Genomic DNA, 12911 nt, shown 5'->3' on the forward strand with positions numbered 1-12911 from the left:
CCGGCCCCGGTGGTCAGGACGCGGCGGGGAGCAGCCCCTGCTTCACCGCCGCGTCCCGGACCTCTTCGTAGAGTGCGGTGAGCGTCGCGCTGACCTGCACACGCGGGAGTTGGAGGCGGTCGAGGGCCGCGGTGTCCGCGCCGACGTCCTGCCACCCCTGGCCGGTGAGAAGGCGCATCAGGGCGGGGTTGAGGCGGTCCACGCCCCGGACCAGCCGGGCCTCCGGTGTGCGGCCCTCCTCGTATTCGTGCCACAGGTCGAGAAATTCCGTGCCGAGCGGGCCCGGGAGGGAAGTGAAGCGGCGCACGGCGACCTCTTCCTCGACCTGGGCCTTGCTGCGGGTGCGCTCGGCGCTGTGCTGGGTGGTCCAGGCGGAGGGGTCGCCCGCCTCGATTTCCACGAGGTCGTGCATGAGGCACATCTTGAGCATCTTCTCCAGGTCCAGTGCATGGTCGAGTTCCTGCTCGAACCGCTGGTGGAGCAGCCAGCTGATGATTGCCAGGTGCCAGGAATGTTCCGCCACGCTCTCCTTGCGGTCGGCGGTGGCATTGTTGTGGCGTTCAACTTCTCGCAGTCGGGCGCTGAAAGCGATGAAGTCGAGCACTTCCCCGAGGTCGCCCCGCATGCCGTTTTCCCCAATCCTTAACGAATCCTTGATGCGGCCGCTGCCGCCGCCGCGCCGGACTTCAGCACCATGCGCGATGGCTGCCGATTCGGGCAGTTGGGGCGTCCCGCACCCTCGTCAAAGCATGTGGCCACCCGGCCCGACGCCTTGCCGTGAGTGTCCAGAAGCAATGGTTGACAGCGTTCTGGCCGATTTATTACGTTCCTGATTGATCTATTGAAATCCAGGAGATGAGCTCGTATGGCCAAGTTCTACGCCGAGTCCGAACTCGACGGAAAACTGACCGGTTTTCGTTCCCGCGGCCCGGCCGCGCCTGTTGAATGCCTGGCGCCGGGCACGCTGTGCCGGCCGGTATTCCCGTGCACCGTCCTGGCGCCCACCGGCAAAGGCTTAAGTGCCTTAACGAGAACGTGCCGGGCGGACACCCACCCCACGCATCGCCAGGTGATCAGCACGCCGACCAGCATGCCGATCAGCATGTCGCCGTTGGAATTCGCCCGACGTCACTCCGACGGCATTGCGCCATCGGAGACCGAGCCGTTTCGCCACGGGTGTGCGCACCAAGCACATCGAGAGCTCCGGCCCGAAGACCCCGGGCCGGGCGGACGAGGGCGACGGCGACCGCATGACCGTGTGTGCGCCCGGGCCGTGCCCGGAGACCACCAGCAAGGTGCTCACGGAAGTCGGTGCGGCCGGCGGGGCGGCCGGCACCACCGGTGTCCCGGCCTGACCGCGCCGCCGCCCTCCTCGGACTCCGCCCGGCCGACCCCGCCCGGGGGAGCCGCCCTCGACCCCGCCCTGATCCGTACGGACTTCCCGATGTGCGCCGGCTTCTCCCTCTCCGACGACCGAACCGGGATCGAAGAGTTGGCGGCGGGCATCGAGACGGCCCAGGCGCCCTTCGCCACCGGAGGCGAAGCGGAGGCCGCGGCATGCGGTTGACGGCGGCGAACCAAGCGGTCATTCTCGCCCACTACCGTGCCCCGTACCTCAGGGGTCTGCGGGAGCCGTACGACACCGAGGTCCGGCGCTACAACCCGCCGTGCGGTGACGAACTCACCCTCCGCACCAGGGTGTCCGGATCGGGGGCGGCCGCGGTGGTCGCCAACCTCTCGTACGACGTGCAGGGCTGCTCGATCAGCCAGGCGTCGGCCTCGGTGATGGCCGGGTTGGTCGTGGGTCGCTCCGTGCAAGAGGCCGACGAACTGAACGCGGAGTTCGCGGCACTGCTGCGCGGGCGCGTGACGGAGACCGATGCCTGGCCGCCCCGGCTCGGGCACGCCGCGGCGTTCCGCGAGGTCGCGTGCCACCCCGCGCGCATCACCTGCGCGTTGCTGGGCTGGGCCGCCCTGCACGACGCGCTCTCGTGAGCTGAGCCCCGAGCGGGGCCGGGATGGTGGCACGACAGTTCGTCGGCGGTATCCGGTCGCGCGTAAGGGCAGGTGCCACCGGCGTGCGTACCGCCGCAGCTCTGCGGGCGGATCGGGGACGGATCGGGGGCGGTTCAGGGGCGGATCAGGGCCGGATCGGGCACGGGTCCCGGTGGACGGGCGTGAGGCCGGGTTTCGACGGGGTGATAGCGGCAACCTGTTTGTCATGTCCAGACACACTCGAAACGGCAAGAGCGAAGCAGCGAAGGTCATCGTCGTCATCGCGGACCTCACCGCGGTGATCCTGGGGCTCTGGATCCTGTTCTCCCTTCTCGACGCGAACCGCGCCAACAACCTGGTCGGCTGGGTGCACGCCGCCGCGGGCTGGCTCGCCGGCTGGTCGTACAACCTGTTCACGATGAGCACCGACTGGGTGCGGACCGTGCTGAACTACGGGCTCCCCGCCGTGGTCTACGTCGTCCTCGGCCATGCCCTCGCCGCCCGGATCCGGCGCGTCCCCTGATCCGGGCCCGGTGACGCGACGCGCAGAGCAGCGGCCCCGGCCATCGTGATCCTGGAGCCCTGGAGCCCTGGAGCCCTGGAGCCCTGGAGCCCTGGAGCCCTGGAGCCCTGGCCTGGTGCGCGGCCGGGCCCTGCGGCACGCGCTGCCGCCGCGGCCGGAGCCGACCTTCGCCGTGTCCCTGTCGGTAGGCAGCCGCCGGCGACCACGTGGGAGGCCGGATGGCTGCGCCGGCCCGACTTCTGGCTCCCGAACGACCGGCACTATCACCGTCGCGCGGTGGCAACCCCCTGGCAGCAACGGTTCGTACGACAACTCGGGCACGACTGGGGCGTGTTGTGGCGGCCCGGCGGTGTCTCGCCGGCCCATACCCGACCCCGGCCGGCCTGCCACGCCTCCCGGTGGGTATGATCGGCACATAATTTGAACGAGTTCAAAAAGAGGGGGCAGGTCATGCCTGAACCGATCGTGCGCGACCGAACCGACACACCCGCCGTCGCCCTGGGCCCCACCGCACTCACCCTCGGCGTCCTCTCCACAGGCGCATGGGTACCCCCGCTCGTGCTCGCGTTTCCGTGGACGATCATCGCCGGAGCCCTCGCCGTCACCTTCGGCTTGTCGGGTATCCACTACGCCCGCCACGGCATCGGCCGCCTGTGGATCGCCACCGCCGGAACCATCCTCGGCGCCCTCGGGATCGCCGGTGTCATCACCCTCATCTGGGAGTTCAGCCTCTGAAGGGGCGTCTCGCACCGCTCCACCGACCGGTTCGGTGGGGCGCGGGCGGCCCGGACTGCCGTCGCCGGAGTGGAACACGACGCTCCAGGCGTACGGGGTCTGGTCTCCGGCTGCCTCTTTGCGATGCTCAGTTCAGGGGCTGCCGGGGGATGACGGCGTTGATGGTCTTGCCCTCGGGCTCCTCGGTGACGGCGACGGCTGTCGCCATCCGGCAGACCATCGACCAGCCGAAGCCGCCGCCTTCGCCCGCGATGTCCGCCTCGCGTGGGCGGGGCAGGACGTGGCTCTCGTCGCTGACAGCCACGGCTATGGCCTCGGAGCAGGCCGACAGACGCAGCGCACAGGCCCGTCCGCCGGAGTGCCGTACGGCATTGGTGACCAGTTCCGAGATGACCAGTACCACCACCTCGGCGGCGTCCTGGTCCAGGGCGGGGTCCAGGCCGTGCAGAAAGGCGCCCGCCAAATGCCGTGCGGTGCGCGGTGTTTCGGGACGGCATTCCAGTGCGACGTGCAGTGTTGTCGGCGCCGTGACCGTCTGCGCGGTCCTGGCGGTTCTCACGGTGCTCACCTCGTTCGCGTCGTCCATGTGCTGCGCCGGGGAGAGTGCCCCCACGCGAGCGGTGGACCAGCCGATACCGGCGGCCGGACCGGCCGTGCCGCCACGGGCGGGTGCCGTGCGCCGGGCACGGGCGGGCCGGGGGGCAGGGCGGCGGGGGACTCCCTCGCCCGGCGACATCCGCCTTCCGCGGCCGGCCGGCGCCGGCGTGCCGGGCCGACTGGAGCGTCCTTCGAACGTATGCGGGTGTGGCATGTGCTTCACCCCGTCAGGAGACTTCGGTGTGGCTGGCGTGACGTAGCGTCTACCCGCCTACGCCGCCGTGAAAAGGAAGTCCCCGCAGCGTTTTGGCTCGCGCCGTGGCGGCGCTCGACCTCGTGGCCTACGCCGCACCCCGCACCCTGCACCCCGGACCGAGGGCGCCCGGCGGGGCCGGGCCCTCAGGTGGCGTGCCAGCCGGACCAGCGGGACACCGAAATCTCCACCACGGGGCCTTCAGGGGGGCGCCCCGCGTACTGCTGCCGGTACTTCTCCGACAGGAGGCGTACGTACCGGGCGGACGCCTCCGACGTGGGGGCCGGTGGCAGTACGACGGCCGTGCCGTCCGCGCGCGCCCACCACAGGCGGTCCCAGTCCTCGTCGTATCCGTCGACGAGGAGACAGACCTCGGGGTGGGTACGGATGTTGGCCAGCCGCTTCAGCCGCGCGGACCGCTTCGGCTTGTGGTCCACGGCGAAGGCCACGGTGTCACCGGTGAGGGCGAACACCATGGGGACCAGGTGCGGGCGGCCGGCCGCGTCGATGGTCGCGAGCCGGGCGATCCGTGCCCGGGCGAAGCGCTCCCGGGCCTGTCCGCCCGTCATCCCCGGCACTGCGGCCCCGGACGGCTCACCGGAAGCGTGCCGCGACGCCCGCGACCTCATCGAGATACGCCAGCGTCTCGCTCTCCGGCATCGTCGGCAGATAGAACAGCAGCCGCTCCACATCGAGCCGTGTGTACTGCTCGATGACCTTCGGGTCCTTCTCCACCGCGTAGACGGTCACCGGCACCTCACGGCCCGCCATGCTCCGCATCCGGTCGATCTGCGGTCCCAGTTCCTCGGGTGGCACGCTGTTGGCCAGCCAGGCGTCGCCGAAGGCGGCCACCCGGCTGAAGGCGCCCTCGCCGCCACCCACGTAGATCGGCGGGTGGGGGCGCTGCACCGGCTTCGGCCAGGAGTAGACGGGGGCGAAGTCGACGAACTCCCCGTGGAATTCGGCCTTGTCCTTCGTCCACAGTTCACGAATGGCCTGTAGCCGCTCGTCCACGAGGCGGCCCCTGGTGCGCGGGTTCGTGCCGTGGTTCTCCATCTCCTCCCGGTTCCAGCCGACACCGACGCCGAAGACCGCCCGCCCGCCGGAGACCAGGTCCAACGACGCCACCTCCTTGGCCGTGACGATCGGATCGCGCTGGGCCACCAGGGCGATGCCCGTGCCCAGCAGGATCCGTTCGGTTACTGCGGCGGCGGCGCTGAGTGCGACGAACGGGTCGAGGGTGCGGTAGTAGATCTCGGGCAGCTCGCCGCCGCCCGGATACGGCGAGCGGCGGTCCACCGGGATGTGGGTGTGCTCGGCGATGAGCAGGGAGTCGAGCCCCCGCTCCTCCACCGCGGGGCCCAGCGCCGTCGGCGCGATGCCCTGGTCGGTGATGAAGGTCGCTGCACCGAACTTCACGACGGCTCCTTCGGTTCCCTGAATCCTGGGTTCTTGTGTTCCCGGGTGCGGTTCGCGGTCGATGGCGAGGTACCCCGACCTGCCCCGGCAACAACAGCCCGTGCGGCCGACTGGGCTATCACGACCTCGGCGGAGGGCGCGGGCCGTGCCGACGGTGAGGCCGGTGCGTCGAGTACGGCTGCCCCCATGGACAGACAGAGCAGGACACGGGGAGCAGCCGATACCACCTCAACCGGCGCGATGACTCCGGGCCTTGCCGCAGCTGCTGACCGATCAGCGGGAGGCAGGAGCAGGAGGCACCGCCAGGAAGCACCGGCAGGAGGCAGGGGCCCTGCTGCGCATCAAGGAGGCAGGGGCCCTGCTGCCGATCAAGGAGTCACAGAATCGCCCACAGCAGCCAGGCGACCAGCAGGCACCCCGCTGCGACAAGGCCGATCAGGGCACCCGTGCCCGGACGCGACATCCGCTCCTGTTCGGCACGCTGCTCCGACAGGAAAGCGGCTCGGTCTTCCGCTGTTCGGGTTCGTACCCAATGCCCGTTGCCCGGGCCGGGGGAGATCACGGCATTACCACCTCTCTTCGTCCGGCTCGGCGCCTCCCCCCTTTGGCAGGGGTCAAACTCGGTCCCGTGATCCGAACGGTCGCCCCCGCCTCGGGGCGCTCCGTTCGCGCGGGCCGGGCCCCGTGATCCGGTCCGGCTCGGGAGTCAGCCGCTCGTCCCCTCGGTCAGACCCGGCGGGTCCTGCGGGGCTCCGTCTCCGGTCGTCGGCAGATCGCCGCGCTCGGTCGCGCCCTGGCTCCCGCCGTGCCCGTTGCCGTCGTGCCCGCTGACGTCGCCCTTCGTCTTCGGCAGTACCGCGTCCAGTTCGGCGTTGCCGGCGCGATGGGCGCTGTGAGCCGCCTGGCGGAGCGTCTCGTCCTTGACGGTGGCGCGGTCGGCGCTGAGCCTGATGACCCGGGTGCCGTCCTGGAAGGCGTATTCGTGGGCCGACAACGACGTGCGGTACCAGAGCCCGTGATCGGACGCGCAGGACACCTTCTGGCCTGCGGAGCCGGGTATCTCGGGCGTGGTGCAGTGTGTGCCGTCGACGGCTCCGGCATCCACGACCAGCCGGATCATCCCGCCGTTCTTCGACGCGACGTACGTTCCCTCGAAGCCGTGGTCGCCGTGTACGCCGACGGACTGGGCCGCCAGCCGGTAGCCGGGCACCTCGGTGACGTACACCATGTCCAGCTCGGTACCCAACGCGCGTGCACGACCTGCCAGTTCACGCCGGCCGACGTCCGGTCCGCGGGCTTCTTCGGCGCCTTGTCCGGGGACCGTTGCGCGTTCCGTTCCGCAACCGGTCATCAGCACGCAGGACAGTACGGACAGCAGGGACAGCGCGGGCAGTGCGGGCAGGGGTAAGGCCCTTGGGGTGCGTGTCATGCGGCCATCCTGTCCTACGGGCCCGACGGTCGGCCTGCCGCTGCCGCTGCCCGTCCGGCGGGCGGGGTGACGTGCGGGTGCCCGCGAAGAGTTCGGGGTCAGTCCTGCACCTCTCGTACCCAGGCCCGGAGTCCGGCCAGGAACCCCGCACGCTCGTCGGCCGACAGCCCGTCCAGCGCGCGCAGCAGGGGCTCACCCCGTCGGGCGACGAAGGTTTCCAGGGGCGCGCGGTACGTCTCGGACAGCGACACCAGGGTCCGGCGGCGGTTCGTCGGGTCCTCCGTGCGTTCCACGATGCCGGCTCGGCTCAGCCCGCCGACCAGTTCGCTGGCGGTGGGCAGGGAGACCTGCAGCCGCCGGGCGATCTCGCCGACGGTCAGCGGCTGCGCGGCCAGGAGTTGGGGGAGTACGGCGCCGTGGCGAGGCGTCAGCCCGTGGGACTCCATCGCCTCGCGCAGCTGGTCCGGCATGAGCGCCCGTACCACCGCACCCCGGAAGTGCGGCTCCAACAGGGGGACGAGGCCGACGACTTGGACGTCCTGTGGGGTCGGCATCCGGGGAGCTTCCCCGGCCTCGTGGGTGTGGTGCATACTCCGAGTGTAGATGCTTTGGAAATCCAAACTGTTCGGATAACCGAATATTGAGGAGATGAGGGACCTGTGCCGTCGATCAGCTACCGCGACGCGGTCAACGACGCGCTGGAACGGATGGACGACCTCGGATACGAACGCGGGCAGGGGGTCGATCTCGCCAACCACGGCCCGATGGGCGCCGAGGCGCTCGCCGTGCTCGGACAGGAGGACGAGGTGGCCCGGTGGGTGGGCCGCTACCGGCGCGCGATGGAGCACCACGAACCGCCCGCCGCCCGCTTCGCCCTGGACCCCGCGGACGAGTCCTGCTGGCGCTCCGCGCTCGGGGACGTCGGTCGCGCCGGCGACTGGGAGCGTCTCTTCGGGCGCGAGCTGGCCGAGGCGCACTGGCGGGACGTCCTCGCCCGTTGGTGGCCGCGGCTGATCCCGGGGCTGTTCGCCGGGCTGACCCACGGCCTCATCCGCACCGCCCACGCCGTACGCGGCCTGTACGCGGCGGGCGGGGAGCCGACCGGGTTCCAACTGAAGGAACTGGCAAGGGGGTTGGCCTACTGGGCGGCCCGCTACACCGAGCTGCCCGGCCGACCGCGGCTGCGCGGCCGGTACGCACTGTCCGCCGCGGTCGCCGCGCTGCCCCGGGTGCCCCACGAGGGCGGCCTGGCGCCGGGAACGGCCCGCGAGCGCCTGGACGGCCTCGGGCGGCTCCCCGGCTATCACGAGGCACTGGAGTGGCTGGCCCCCGAGCAGGCGCCCCGGCTGTTGAGCGAGATGACCGTCCAGTTCGCCGACGTCTACCTCGGCCACCCCGAGGTCTACCCGGTACCGCTGATCCACGGCGTCACCGCACCTGCCGCCGTACGCCTGGTGCTTCCGCATCTGCCGCACGAGGTGCATGCGCAGACGGTGGCCCAACTCTGGCAGGTGCAGGCCGCGTTCCTGCTGGCGTTCACCGTCGACCGGCGCGACGAGGGGACGTCGGTGTGGCGGTCACAACTGCCGGATGCGCCGCCGTCGATGGTGGAACTCGGGGGACGAGCGGCCGAACACGGTGATGAGCATGTCATCAAGTTCACCGAGGCATGTCTGCGCGAGTACGCCCTGCGACCCGATCCGCGCTACCCGGCCGCCGCACTCGCCGCACAGCGGCGCATCCCGCCGCTGGACGGCGGCGGCGGAGTGGGAGGGCTGCGGCCCGACACCCCGTAGGCGGCGGAACCGTTCCTCGGCCGGGGCGGCCGGGCAGTGCGCCCCGGCCGTGGGCCGGGGCGCGGCGTGAGCCCCCGGTGACGCATCGGGGGCGACGCGGTGCGCGCCCGCCCCGGCCGCGCCCGGTGGCACGGCATGCCAGGGGATCAGGGGTTCTGCGGGTCGACACCGGTGTGGGACTCCGCGTCCCTGCCGCCGCTGGGCCGGCGTGAGGGGCCTTTCGCCCCCATGTCCCGCGTGCCCTTCTCGTCCTTCTCGGCGGCGCGCCGCTCGCCGCTGCGCGTCTCGCTCTTGACCTCGCTCGCCGGCGGCACCTTCTCCCGCCCGCCGCTCTCCTTGGTGCTGTCCTTCTCGTCACCGCTGCCCTTCTTGGGCGCGTACCGCTCGGGGTGGAACGACCGATGCGCACTCTCGTTCTCCTGCTGCTCGGTCTGGTCCACGTCGGATGCCCAGCCGTGCTGCTCGGTTCCCTTGTGCGTGCTCGGGCCCTCGCCCATCCTCGGGTGCGAGGACTTCCGGTGTCTGGTCACGTCTGCTCCCTGTGTCGAGCCTCGCCTGCGGAGACCGGGCGCTCACGAAGCCCCGGACGGGCAGCGGTGCCGTCCCCGCCAGGCGCGGAGCCCCTCGACGCGCACCGGGCCCGGGCCTGACCGACCCTGCCGTCCCGGTGGCGGAGACTCCTGTACTCCCAGGCTGAGGGCCAGCCGCGGCATCCGCATCTTCGCCCCGCACCGGCCGCCACCGGTCGTGTCCGGCTACGGCACCGCCCCGCCTGCCGGGGCTCTCCCCCCGGCGCTCTCGGCCACCTCGGCGAGCCTTTTGAGCATGCCGCGGTGGCGCAGCTGGAGGAGGGCGTCGAACGCCGCATTGTGCAGGCGACCGGCCGGCCCCGCCAGCGGGTGCTCGTCGAGGACGACCAGCGTGTGCGCGCCCCATGGGCGCACGTCGATGGCGACGCGTACGGTACCCAGGCGACCGCTGTCCACTTCCAGCTCGAGTTCGCGGGGCGGGATGCTGCGGCGGACGACAGTGTGGCCCTCGAGACTCCAGGGCCCCAGGCGCACCGTGTACACGATCGCGGAACCCACCTGCGGCCAGCTGCCGTCCTTGGGGCGCGAATCCTCGGTGCCCACCACCCAGTCCTCGTAGCGCGTGCCGTCCGCCAGTACCGCCCAGACCACCTCGGGCGGAGTTGTGATCAGCTGGTGCCGTACCGCCATGGGTTCGTACCGCCTCACCGATTGCCGGCCCCCGCCATCAGCCTAGGACTCCGCCCCGTGCGTGGTCGGTGCAGCCAGTCACCGCAGACGCGGCCCCCGGCACATGGTCGGCCGGAGGGCCGCCTCATCCGTGCCGGGGGCCGGGCGTGGCACGGACCATGCATGGCGACGGGACGGTCTCAGGTGTTGAGCAGCCGGTTGAAGAAGGATCGGTAGCGCTGGAGCGCGACGCGCAGATCCTCCGTCGCCACTTCCTCACCGCGGTGCCACTGGCTTTCGAGACCCGACTTGTGCTCGGAGAAGGTCGTGGCAAGCGCCTGCATGACTTCGGCGACCAGGGTGTCGGCCGCGCCCACGGCGTTGCGCGGGTCGTCGACGAATTCGCTCTGGATCCGCTGCCACCTGGTACGGAACTCGGACTGTTCGGGCCCGAGCAGCGGCTCTTCGGTCTGCTCGGCTCCTCCCCGGGTGAGCGGATCCGCTCGCCCCTCGCTCTCCTCCGGAGCGCGTCGGCCGGTGTCCGTGGCCTCCCCTGGAAAAGTGGGGGGCACCTGCGTCACGGGCTCGGTCTCGGGCTCGCCCGCCACCGCGCCGGTATCCTGCCGTGCACCGGCGAGGTCGTCTGTGGACAGGCCGCCCGCCCCGGGCTCGGGTACCTCTCTGCGCGCCATCGCTCCGCCTTCCTTTCTGTCCGGACAAGCCCTCCCGGGCCTCTGCCCGCTGGATCACGACCGGTCGTGCGGTCGCTCGCCGTTGTGCAGCAACTCGACGAACAGCGCGCGGTAGTGCACCATCGCCCCCCGCAGCTCCTCCGTCGTGGCTTCCTGCCGGTTGCTGCGGCCGTTGACCTCGTGGGCGGCGCGGTAGTGCTCCAGTGTCCGCCCGTGCTCGACCGAAAGGTCCTTGAGCTGCTGCTCGTAGCCCTCGGTGGGGTAGCCGCGCTCGCTCATGAGCGCCGTCACCAGCCGGTCTGCTTCCTGCACCGCGGTGTCCGGCTGATCCACGAACCGTTCCTGCACGCCGTCCCATTCGTGGGTGTACCGGTCGCGGGTGGTTGCGGACAGCGGTTTGATGTCCAGCGCGTCGTGGCGCTCCTCGCGCCCCCGCAGATCCCGCTCGGCCTCCTGACGGCTGTCCTTGGCCGCTACCGTCCGCTCGTACTCAGGGCCGAACTGCTGTTGCAGATGGCGGCGGCGCCTGACCCACCACGCCGCCAGCGCGCAGGCCAGCAGTACGACCACGACAAGCACGATGATCACGATAAGAGTCCCAGTCGACATCGGGTCCTCCGCTAGCTGTCGCCGAGGGAGCATCAGGATCGGCGAGGAACAGCCGTCCCGGTCCCCGTTCGAGCGTGCCGAGAACGCTCGTGATGCGTGCCGGCATCTCGCAAAACCGCTCTTCTCTCACTCTGATCTGCCAAGCGAGGGACGGCAACTGGTACCGGTGCGGCCTTCCCGGCCGGCCGGAGGAGAGGGGCCGGTCGGATTCGTCGGTGTCGCGGACGGCGGCATTTCGGCGTGAAGTGGTAGGAGCGTCCCCTGCGGCCGTAACGGTGCCGGATGCGGGAACGCGCCCTGGAACCGCACGCACCAGGTCTGCGAAACAAGGCCAGCAAGGCCAGCAAGGCCAGCAAGGCCAGCGAGGACTACGAGGACAACGAGGAGGGATCATGCCGGCAGGAGCCAGCGGAAAGCGTCAGCGGCAGTACGAGCACATCAAGGAGAACGCCTTGGAGCACGGCGTCTCGGAGAAGCGGGCCGAGGAGGTCGCCGCACGCACCGTGAACAAGGAACGGGCCCGCGCGGGCGAGGCGGAATCGCCCGGCAAGGTCTCGACCCGCGACCCGAAATCCGCCCCTCAGCGTGGTGGCGAACGCTCCCACAGCGGCCCGCAGGGCCCCACCAAGGACCAGTTGTACGAAGAGGCCAGGAAGAAGCACGTCGAGGGGCGCTCCTCGATGAACAAGCAGCAACTGCGCGAAGCCCTCGGCCGCTGAGGCCGCGCGTCTCCGCGAGTGTGGCACCGCCCGGGCGTCCACGGGGAGCCGCCGGCGGTGCCGCGCCTGTGGCGTTGCGCCCCGGGCGGAGCCCGCGGACTTCGGCCCGGCGGTGGGCGATCCGGGCCCTGCGCGGGCTGGTCCGGCCGCCGGGACTGCGGTAGGAAGATCGGATGCGTCGCATCCCCGTCTGCGGTCCGGAAGGGCCCATCCGCGCCTCCGCCGAACCGGACGGCCCCCGAGCCGCCGTCCGGGCGGTGCTCTTCGACTTCTCCGGAACGCTGTTCCAGATCGGGACCTACGCGGACCGGATCCGCGCGGCGCTGTCCCGGCCGGTGGACGAGACCACGATGGACCGCCTGCTGAGCGGGCTGGAAGCCGGGCTCCTCGATCCTGACGTAGTGGCGGCCCAGCGCGCCCGTGATGTGTCGTCGACCGCTCATCGTCACGCCTTCACGACGTGGTACGCCTCGGTCCCCGAGCTGGCGCCGGTCGCCGACGCGCTCTACACCCAGTTGATGTCGCCGGAGCACTGGGTGCCCTATGCCGACGCCGAGTCCACCGTGTGTCAACTCGCCGCCGAGGGGCTGGCATTGGGTGTGGTGAGTGATGTCGGGTGGGATCTGCGGGCCACCTTCGCGCACCACGGCCTGGACCGCTTCTTCTCCTCCTGGGTGCACTCCTACGAACACCGCACGGAGAAGCCGGATCCCGTGCTGTTCCGGCACGCGTGCCGTGAACTGGACGCCGAACCGGCCACGACCCTGATGGTGGGCGACCATCCGGCGAAGGACGGCGACGCGGCCGGTGCGGGCCTGCGCTCGTACGTACTGCCCGCGGGGGCGGCTCCCGGCTCGAACCGAGGACTGGACGCCGTGCTGCGACTGGTGGGGCTCAACCCGCCCTGAGACGGAGGGGCAAGGGGAGCGGTTGCCGTGCTGGGAG

General features: G+C 71.1%; 17 protein-coding genes. 7 read left to right on the plus strand and 10 right to left on the minus strand.

From position 1 onward, the window contains the following. Nucleotides 1-13: 13 nt before the first annotated feature. Nucleotides 14-625, minus strand: a complete 612-nt coding sequence (locus tag ACGFML_RS25220; RefSeq protein WP_393547265.1) for an HD family hydrolase — start codon at nt 623-625, stop codon at nt 14-16. 553 nt (nt 626-1178) lie between these two features. Between ACGFML_RS25220 and ACGFML_RS25225 the strand changes: the two genes are divergently transcribed. From ACGFML_RS25225 to ACGFML_RS25240, 4 genes are all read left to right on the plus strand, one after another. Beyond that, nucleotides 1179-1355, plus strand: a complete 177-nt coding sequence (locus ACGFML_RS25225) for a hypothetical protein (protein ID WP_393547267.1) — start codon at nt 1179-1181, stop codon at nt 1353-1355. A 202-nt stretch (nt 1356-1557) separates the two neighbouring features. Further along, nucleotides 1558-1995 (plus strand): Fe-S cluster assembly sulfur transfer protein SufU, encoded by a 438-nt coding sequence (gene sufU / locus ACGFML_RS25230; protein WP_393547269.1) that lies wholly within the window; start codon nt 1558-1560, stop codon nt 1993-1995. Between the two features lie 226 nt (nt 1996-2221). Beyond that, a complete protein-coding gene (locus ACGFML_RS25235; protein ID WP_393547271.1) occupies nt 2222-2518 on the plus strand; it encodes a hypothetical protein in 297 nt (98 codons plus the stop codon). A 450-nt stretch (nt 2519-2968) separates the two neighbouring features. Then, the gene (locus ACGFML_RS25240) at nt 2969-3253 is read left to right on the plus strand and encodes a hypothetical protein (RefSeq protein ID WP_393547273.1); all 285 of its coding nucleotides are present in this window, start codon (nt 2969-2971) and stop codon (nt 3251-3253) included. Nucleotides 3254-3380: 127 nt separating this feature from the next. On the opposite strand, the gene ACGFML_RS25245 is transcribed toward ACGFML_RS25240, so the two are convergent. The 5 genes from ACGFML_RS25245 to ACGFML_RS25265 all read right to left on the minus strand — a co-directional run bounded on the left by ACGFML_RS25245 (nt 3381) and on the right by ACGFML_RS25265 (nt 7541). Further along, complete coding sequence (locus ACGFML_RS25245; protein ID WP_393547275.1) at nt 3381-3812, minus strand: ATP-binding protein; 432 nt, start codon at nt 3810-3812, stop codon at nt 3381-3383. Between the two features lie 437 nt (nt 3813-4249). Then, nucleotides 4250-4672 (minus strand): TIGR03668 family PPOX class F420-dependent oxidoreductase, encoded by a 423-nt coding sequence (locus tag ACGFML_RS25250; protein ID WP_393547277.1) that lies wholly within the window; start codon nt 4670-4672, stop codon nt 4250-4252. Nucleotides 4673-4697: 25 nt separating this feature from the next. After that, nucleotides 4698-5522: an LLM class F420-dependent oxidoreductase gene (locus ACGFML_RS25255; RefSeq protein WP_393547278.1), complete on the minus strand. Its 825-nt coding sequence runs from the start codon at nt 5520-5522 to the stop codon at nt 4698-4700. A 706-nt stretch (nt 5523-6228) separates the two neighbouring features. Then, nucleotides 6229-6951, minus strand: a complete 723-nt coding sequence (locus ACGFML_RS25260) for a hypothetical protein (protein ID WP_393547280.1) — start codon at nt 6949-6951, stop codon at nt 6229-6231. 98 nt (nt 6952-7049) lie between these two features. Next, complete coding sequence (locus ACGFML_RS25265; protein WP_393547282.1) at nt 7050-7541, minus strand: MarR family winged helix-turn-helix transcriptional regulator; 492 nt, start codon at nt 7539-7541, stop codon at nt 7050-7052. Between the two features lie 69 nt (nt 7542-7610). Between ACGFML_RS25265 and ACGFML_RS25270 the strand changes: the two genes are divergently transcribed. Next, the gene (locus ACGFML_RS25270; protein ID WP_393547284.1) at nt 7611-8747 is read left to right on the plus strand and encodes a hypothetical protein; all 1137 of its coding nucleotides are present in this window, start codon (nt 7611-7613) and stop codon (nt 8745-8747) included. A gap of 146 nt (nt 8748-8893) precedes the next feature. Here ACGFML_RS25270 and ACGFML_RS25275 read toward each other — a convergent pair whose 3' ends face one another. The 4 genes from ACGFML_RS25275 to ACGFML_RS25290 all read right to left on the minus strand — a co-directional run bounded on the left by ACGFML_RS25275 (nt 8894) and on the right by ACGFML_RS25290 (nt 11247). Further along, entirely contained in the window at nt 8894-9277 is a 384-nt protein-coding gene (locus tag ACGFML_RS25275; RefSeq protein ID WP_393547286.1) for a hypothetical protein, read from the minus strand. A 225-nt stretch (nt 9278-9502) separates the two neighbouring features. Further along, nucleotides 9503-9967 (minus strand): SRPBCC family protein, encoded by a 465-nt coding sequence (locus ACGFML_RS25280; protein ID WP_393547287.1) that lies wholly within the window; start codon nt 9965-9967, stop codon nt 9503-9505. Nucleotides 9968-10146: 179 nt separating this feature from the next. Next, nucleotides 10147-10638 carry a hypothetical protein gene (locus ACGFML_RS25285; protein WP_393547289.1) on the minus strand — a complete coding sequence of 164 codons (492 nt, stop codon included), beginning with the start codon at nt 10636-10638 and terminating at the stop codon, nt 10147-10149. A 54-nt stretch (nt 10639-10692) separates the two neighbouring features. Further along, nucleotides 10693-11247: a hypothetical protein gene (locus ACGFML_RS25290; RefSeq protein ID WP_393547291.1), complete on the minus strand. Its 555-nt coding sequence runs from the start codon at nt 11245-11247 to the stop codon at nt 10693-10695. Between the two features lie 392 nt (nt 11248-11639). Here ACGFML_RS25290 and ACGFML_RS25295 point away from each other — a divergent pair, with 392 nt between their 5' ends. Together ACGFML_RS25295 and ACGFML_RS25300 are read left to right on the plus strand one after the other, a co-directional pair. Next, the gene (locus ACGFML_RS25295) at nt 11640-11966 is read left to right on the plus strand and encodes a plasmid stabilization protein (RefSeq protein ID WP_393547293.1); all 327 of its coding nucleotides are present in this window, start codon (nt 11640-11642) and stop codon (nt 11964-11966) included. A gap of 173 nt (nt 11967-12139) precedes the next feature. Further along, nucleotides 12140-12874, plus strand: coding sequence for an HAD family hydrolase (locus ACGFML_RS25300; RefSeq protein ID WP_393547295.1), 735 nt, complete (start codon nt 12140-12142; stop codon nt 12872-12874). Nucleotides 12875-12911 lie beyond the last annotated feature (37 nt).

Source organism: Streptomyces sp. NPDC048650 (genome assembly GCF_043199095.1).
Classification (GTDB): domain Bacteria; phylum Actinomycetota; class Actinomycetes; order Streptomycetales; family Streptomycetaceae; genus Streptomyces.

What these genes read in the sequence shown, in the direction of transcription:
- ACGFML_RS25240 (WP_393547273.1), top strand. Translation starts at nt 2,969, where the DNA reads ATGCCTGAACCGATCGTGCGCGACCGAACCGACACACCCGCCGTCGCC.
- ACGFML_RS25300 (WP_393547295.1), top strand. Translation starts at nt 12,140, where the DNA reads ATGCGTCGCATCCCCGTCTGCGGTCCGGAAGGGCCCATCCGCGCCTCC.
- ACGFML_RS25290 (WP_393547291.1), bottom strand. Translation starts at nt 11,247, where the DNA reads ATGTCGACTGGGACTCTTATCGTGATCATCGTGCTTGTCGTGGTCGTA.
- ACGFML_RS25280 (WP_393547287.1), bottom strand. Translation starts at nt 9,967, where the DNA reads ATGGCGGTACGGCACCAGCTGATCACAACTCCGCCCGAGGTGGTCTGG.
- ACGFML_RS25295 (WP_393547293.1), top strand. Translation starts at nt 11,640, where the DNA reads ATGCCGGCAGGAGCCAGCGGAAAGCGTCAGCGGCAGTACGAGCACATC.
- ACGFML_RS25235 (WP_393547271.1), top strand. Translation starts at nt 2,222, where the DNA reads ATGTCCAGACACACTCGAAACGGCAAGAGCGAAGCAGCGAAGGTCATC.
- sufU (WP_393547269.1), top strand. Translation starts at nt 1,558, where the DNA reads ATGCGGTTGACGGCGGCGAACCAAGCGGTCATTCTCGCCCACTACCGT.
- ACGFML_RS25265 (WP_393547282.1), bottom strand. Translation starts at nt 7,541, where the DNA reads ATGCACCACACCCACGAGGCCGGGGAAGCTCCCCGGATGCCGACCCCA.
- ACGFML_RS25285 (WP_393547289.1), bottom strand. Translation starts at nt 10,638, where the DNA reads ATGGCGCGCAGAGAGGTACCCGAGCCCGGGGCGGGCGGCCTGTCCACA.
- ACGFML_RS25260 (WP_393547280.1), bottom strand. Translation starts at nt 6,951, where the DNA reads ATGACACGCACCCCAAGGGCCTTACCCCTGCCCGCACTGCCCGCGCTG.
- ACGFML_RS25250 (WP_393547277.1), bottom strand. Translation starts at nt 4,672, where the DNA reads ATGACGGGCGGACAGGCCCGGGAGCGCTTCGCCCGGGCACGGATCGCC.
- ACGFML_RS25220 (WP_393547265.1), bottom strand. Translation starts at nt 625, where the DNA reads ATGCGGGGCGACCTCGGGGAAGTGCTCGACTTCATCGCTTTCAGCGCC.